Source organism: Huintestinicola sp., from assembly GCF_051882455.1.
In the GTDB taxonomy this organism is placed as follows: Bacteria; Bacillota; Clostridia; order Oscillospirales; family Ruminococcaceae; genus Huintestinicola.
Window position 1 is genome coordinate 1 of the sequence record NZ_JBJERV010000096.1, and the last position, 5,112, is coordinate 5,112.

9 protein-coding genes are annotated in these 5,112 nt (G+C 49.4%); all 9 read left to right on the top strand.

Annotated elements, in window-relative coordinates:
- Window positions 1-176, top strand: a 176-nt coding sequence (gene rpsH / locus ACI4J0_RS12250; RefSeq protein WP_439766106.1) for a 30S ribosomal protein S8, incomplete at its 5' end; no start/stop codon positions are given.
- Between the two features lie 15 nt (window positions 177-191).
- Window positions 192-737, top strand: a complete 546-nt coding sequence (gene rplF / locus ACI4J0_RS12255; RefSeq protein WP_439766100.1) for a 50S ribosomal protein L6 — start codon at window positions 192-194, stop codon at window positions 735-737.
- A gap of 89 nt (window positions 738-826) precedes the next feature.
- Window positions 827-1,186 (top strand): 50S ribosomal protein L18, encoded by a 360-nt coding sequence (gene rplR, locus ACI4J0_RS12260; protein WP_439766101.1) that lies wholly within the window; start codon window positions 827-829, stop codon window positions 1,184-1,186.
- A gap of 41 nt (window positions 1,187-1,227) precedes the next feature.
- Window positions 1,228-1,728: a 30S ribosomal protein S5 gene (gene rpsE / locus ACI4J0_RS12265; protein WP_178727391.1), complete on the top strand. Its 501-nt coding sequence runs from the start codon at window positions 1,228-1,230 to the stop codon at window positions 1,726-1,728.
- 14 nt (window positions 1,729-1,742) lie between these two features.
- Window positions 1,743-1,916 (top strand): 50S ribosomal protein L30, encoded by a 174-nt coding sequence (rpmD, locus tag ACI4J0_RS12270; RefSeq protein ID WP_432649274.1) that lies wholly within the window; start codon window positions 1,743-1,745, stop codon window positions 1,914-1,916.
- Window positions 1,917-1,938: 22 nt separating this feature from the next.
- Complete coding sequence (rplO, locus tag ACI4J0_RS12275) at window positions 1,939-2,379, top strand: 50S ribosomal protein L15 (RefSeq protein ID WP_439766102.1); 441 nt, start codon at window positions 1,939-1,941, stop codon at window positions 2,377-2,379.
- Window position 2,380: 1 nt separating this feature from the next.
- The gene (gene secY / locus ACI4J0_RS12280; RefSeq protein ID WP_439766103.1) at window positions 2,381-3,685 is read left to right on the top strand and encodes a preprotein translocase subunit SecY; all 1,305 of its coding nucleotides are present in this window, start codon (window positions 2,381-2,383) and stop codon (window positions 3,683-3,685) included.
- 32 nt (window positions 3,686-3,717) lie between these two features.
- Window positions 3,718-4,350, top strand: coding sequence for an adenylate kinase (locus ACI4J0_RS12285; protein WP_439766104.1), 633 nt, complete (start codon window positions 3,718-3,720; stop codon window positions 4,348-4,350).
- A 22-nt stretch (window positions 4,351-4,372) separates the two neighbouring features.
- Window positions 4,373-5,112 (top strand): type I methionyl aminopeptidase (map, locus tag ACI4J0_RS12290; RefSeq protein ID WP_439766105.1); only part of this gene is annotated, 740 nt, incomplete at its 3' end.

The window sequence follows — 5,112 nt, forward strand, 5'->3', positions numbered from 1 at the left end:
CCGGTCTGCGCAGAGTTTCCAAGCCCGGCCTTCGCATTTACTCCAGCTGTGAGGATATGCCCAAGGTAATGAAGGGTCTCGGTATTGCCATTGTGTCTACTTCCAAGGGAGTTATGACTGACAAGAAGGCAAGAGAGCTCAATGTCGGCGGCGAAGTCCTTGCATTTGTATGGTAAGGAGGAACTAAAGCTATGTCAAGAATAGGCAGAAAGCCCATTGCTGTTCCCGCAGGCGTTGACGTTAAGATCGACGGTTCTACCGTTACTGTTAAGGGTCCCAAGGGCACACTCACCAAGTCCTTCCACAAGGATATGATAATCAAGCTGGAAGGCAATGAACTCATCGTTGAGCGTCCTTCCGAGGATAAGCTCCACAAGTCTCTCCACGGACTTACAAGAACCCTCGTTTCCAACATGGTTGAGGGCGTTACCACCGGCTTCTCCAAGTCTCTCGACATCGAGGGTATCGGTTACAGAGCTCAGAAGCAGGGCAAGAACCTGGTCATGAACCTTGGTTACTCCCATCAGGTCATCGTTCCCGAGATCGACGGCATCACAATCGACGTTCCCGCTGCTACTAAGATAATCGTTAACGGTATCGACAAGCAGGTGGTTGGTCAGTTCGCTGCTGAGATCCGCGAAAAGAGACCTCCCGAGCCTTATAAGGGCAAGGGTATCCGCTACACCGGCGAGCATATCATCCGCAAGGAAGGTAAGGCAGGTAAGGGCAAGAAGTAATTCTTTCCTACGGGTTTTTCATTCAATACGAAAGAGAATGGGACAGTATCGCACTACTATTCTCCAGTTTGAAAAGGAGTTGAATTTAAATGGTTAAGCAGATGAACAGAAAGGCTGCAAGAGCTAAGAGACAGGCAAGAGTTCGTTACAAGATCAGCGGTACCGCTGCTTGCCCCAGACTCAATGTTTTCCGCAGCGCTAAGCATATCTACGCTCAGCTTATCGACGATGTTGCAGGTGTAACTCTCGCAAGCGCTTCCTCTATGGACAAGGGCTTCGAGGGCAACGGCGGCAACCAGGACGGCGCTTTCAAGGTTGGCGAGGCTATCGCTGCTGCCGCTAAGGAAAAGGGTATCACCGATGTTGTTTTCGACAGAGCAGGTTACCTTTATCACGGCAGAGTTGCCAAGCTTGCTGACGGCGCAAGACAGGGCGGTCTTAACTTCTGATCCTTTCGTGATCGGATACACTTTTTAAGGAGGTTATACTTTTGGCTAAGATAGACGCTACAAACCTTGAGCTTACCGAAAAGGTCGTTGCTATCAACAGAGTTTCCAAGACTGTTAAGGGCGGCCGTATCTTCAAGTTTGCTGCTCTCGTTGTTGTCGGCGACGGCAACGGCACTGTTGGCTTCGGTATCGGCAAGTCAGGCGAAGTTCCCGACGCTATCCGCAAGGGTATCGAGGACGCTAAGAAGAATTTAACTAAAATCGCACTCAGAGGCTCAACTATCCCTCACGAGGTTATCGGTGAATTCGGCGCAGGCCGCGTTCTTATGAAGCCCGCTGCTCCCGGTACCGGCGTTATCGCAGGCGGCCCCGTTCGTGCAGTTATCGAGGTTGCCGGAATCAAGGACATCAGAACTAAGTCCCTTCGTTCCAACAATGCATGCAACGTTGTAAGAGCTACCCTTCAGGGTCTCACAAGCCTTCGCAGCGCTAAGGAAGTTGCTGCTGTAAGAGGCAAGTCCGTTAAGGAAATTTTAGGCTAAGGAGGATGACTGAAATGGTTACTATTAAGCTTGTAAAAAGTCTTAACAGCTGCAAAAAAGACCAGATCGCTACTGCTCATTCTCTCGGTCTTAGAAAAATCGGCGACACTACTACTCAGCAGGATAACGCTGCTGTTCAGGGTAAGATCAGAAAGATTGCCCACCTCATAAATGTAACTAACGCTTAAATTGCAGGGAGGTGCGATTAGTATGAAGTTATTTGAACTTTCTCCCGCCGCAGGCTCCGTTAAGGACGTCAAGAGAGTCGGCAGAGGCCATGGCTCAGGCAACGGCAAGACTGCCGGCAAGGGTCACAAGGGTCAGAATGCACGTTCCGGCGGCGGCGTAAGACCCGGCTTTGAAGGCGGTCAGATGCCTATGACAAGAAGAATCCCTAAGAGAGGATTCAACAACATTTTTGCTGTAAAGTATTCCACTGTTAATGTTTCCGACCTCGACAAGTTTGTTGACGGTACTGTTGTTGACGCTGAGCTCCTCGCAGCAAGCGGCCTCATCAAGAAAACAGCTAACGGCGTTAAGATCCTCGGCAACGGCGAGCTTTCCAAGAACCTTACTGTTAAGGCTCAGGCATTCTCCGCTTCCGCTAAGGAAAAAATCGAGAAAGCAGGCGGGAAGGCTGAGGTGATGTAATGTGGTTGAGACCTTGCGCAATGCTTGGAAAACACCTGAGCTGAGAAAAAAGCTCTTATACACATTACTCATTATCGTTATTTTCCGTCTCGGATGCGCAGTTCCCGTTCCCTTCCTTATCCCTACCGCTCTTGCGGGTATGGTTCAGGACGGCAACATTTTCGGCTACCTCGATATGCTGTCGGGCGGCGCCCTTTCTAAGGGTACTGTTTTTGCGCTTTCCATTCAGCCTTATATCAACGCTTCGATCATCGTTCAGCTCCTTACCTATGCGCTGCCTCCTCTGGAGTCTCTCCAGAAAGAGGGCGAAGAGGGCAGAAAAAAGCTTCAGAAGATAACAAGCTTCGTTGCTCTTGCCATCTCGCTGGTAATGTCCTATGCGTATTACCTCACTATGAGAAGTCAGGGCGCTGTTCAGTATACATCGGGCTTTGAAGGCGTTTTTGCTGCCATCGTTATCATTTCCGTTTTCACCGCAGGTTCAAACCTTATCGTTTTCCTCGGTAATCTTGTTAACGAGAGCGGCATCGGAAACGGTATCTCCATTATCCTCTTTGCAGGTATCGTGGCAAGATTCCCCACCGATATTATGGATATGTTCAAGGTCGCTATGACCGATAAGCAGAAGTACCTCGGTCTTGCTTTCCTTGTACTCATTATTTACGTCGCTATGATCGCATTCATCGTTGTTATGAACAATGCGGAAAGACGTATCCCCATTCAGTATGCCAAGCGTGTTGTGGGCAGAAAACAGTACGGCGGTCAGAATACTCACATTCCCGTCAAGATCGCTATGAGCGGCGTTATGCCTATCATTTTTGCGATGGCGTTTATGTCCATTCCCCAGACACTTGAGATGTTCATCAAGAGACCCACTAATCCTGAGGGCTTCTGGCAGAACTTCTATGTTGGATTTTTGAATTTCTTCAATTTCAACGGCATCTGGTATGCTATAATTTACTTCGTTCTTATTATTGCATTCAACTATTTCTATGTTTCAATGCAGTATAATCCCATTGAGATCGCTAATAACCTCCGTCAGAACAACGGCGGTATCCCCGGTATCAGACCCGGTAAGCCTACAAGCGATTTCATTCAGAGGGTGCTCTCAAAGATCACTCTCATCGGCGCTGTTTGTCTCGGTATCATCGCTATCTTCCCCATTCTGTTCCATATGGCAGTTCCTGCTATGAACATTTCTATGGGCGGTACATCGATACTGATCATCGTAAGCGTCGCTCTCGAGACCGTCAGAACTCTCGAATCCCAGATGATGATGCGTCACCACAAGGGCTTCCTTGAGTAATTCATACCGATCAACAGAAAGGCGGAAATGTAATGAATCTTATTCTTCTCGGCGCTCCCGGCGCAGGCAAGGGTACTCAGGCTGAAGTTATCAGCAGCACCCTGAACATTCCCCAGATCTCTACAGGCAACATTCTCAGAGCTGCCGTTAAAAACGGTACAGAGTGCGGTCTCAAAGCCAAGAGCTTTATGGACGCAGGCGCTCTCGTTCCCGATGAGGTGGTTATCGGTATCCTCAAGGACAGGATAGCTGAGGATGACTGCAAAAACGGTTTCATTCTTGACGGCTTCCCAAGAACTGTTCCCCAGGCTGAGGCTCTCGAGGCTATGGGCGTTCAGATCGACAAGGTAATCGAGATCTCCGTTCCCGACGAGGACATCAAGGCTCGTCTGGGCGGAAGAAGAGTTTGTGAATCCTGCGGCGCTACCTACCACATCGAATTTAACCCTCCCAAGGTAGAGGGCAAGTGCGACAAGTGCGGCGGCAATGCTGTTCAGCGTAAGGACGACGCTCCCGAAACTGTTATTGACAGACTCAAGACTTATCACGAAGCGACCGCTCCTCTCGTTGATTTTTACAAGGGAAAGGGCAAGCTCTCCACCGTTTACGGTCAGAGCCAGGTCTCCGAGACTTCAAAGCTTGTTCTTGAAGCGGTCAATGCCTGAATTTTTTTAAAGAAGGCGCAAAATGATCAACGTTAAATCTAAATCCGAATTGGAAAAGATGCGTTTAGCCGGAAAAATTTCGGCTAACGCTCTCCACTACGGTGGACAGTCCATCCGTGTGGGTATGTCGACCTACGAGCTTGACAAGATCATTCACGATTATATCGTTAAAAACGGCGCTAAGCCCAATTTCCTGGGCTACGGGGGTTTCCCCGGTTCCGCCTGCATTTCGATAAACAATAAGGTGATCCACGGTATCCCTTCCAAGCATGAATTCATTCAGGACGGCGATATCGTAAGCATCGACACCGGTGCTTGCATTGACGGCTTCAACGGCGATAATGCTTATACGTTTGCTGTCGGTAATGTTTCTGAGGAAGCAAGACAGCTTCTCCGTGTTACTGAGGAGTCCCTTTACAAGGCGATAGATCAGGCTGTTGTGGGCAATCGCATCGGCGATATCTCCCACGCGGTGGAGGAGCACGTCACTTCTTATGGATACGGCGTTGTCAAACAGTATGTGGGCCACGGCGTGGGTGCTTCTCTTCACGAATCTCCCGAGATACCCAATTTCGGCAGACCCGGAAGAGGTCCCAGACTGGTCGCAGGTATGACACTCGCCATCGAGCCTATGATCAATGCGGTAGGTGAGGAGGTAAAAGTCCTTCCCGACGGCTGGACCGTGTTGACTAAATCAGGTTCACTCTCTGCTCATTTTGAGCATACAGTCGCAATCACGTCCGATGGTCCCGTAATTCTTAC

Excerpts from the sequence above, each read along its gene's own strand:
- rplF (WP_439766100.1), top strand. The coding sequence starts at position 192 with ATGTCAAGAATAGGCAGAAAGCCCATTGCTGTTCCCGCAGGCGTTGAC.
- rplR (WP_439766101.1), top strand. The coding sequence starts at position 827 with ATGGTTAAGCAGATGAACAGAAAGGCTGCAAGAGCTAAGAGACAGGCA.
- rpmD (WP_432649274.1), top strand. The coding sequence starts at position 1,743 with ATGGTTACTATTAAGCTTGTAAAAAGTCTTAACAGCTGCAAAAAAGAC.
- rplO (WP_439766102.1), top strand. The coding sequence starts at position 1,939 with ATGAAGTTATTTGAACTTTCTCCCGCCGCAGGCTCCGTTAAGGACGTC.
- ACI4J0_RS12285 (WP_439766104.1), top strand. The coding sequence starts at position 3,718 with ATGAATCTTATTCTTCTCGGCGCTCCCGGCGCAGGCAAGGGTACTCAG.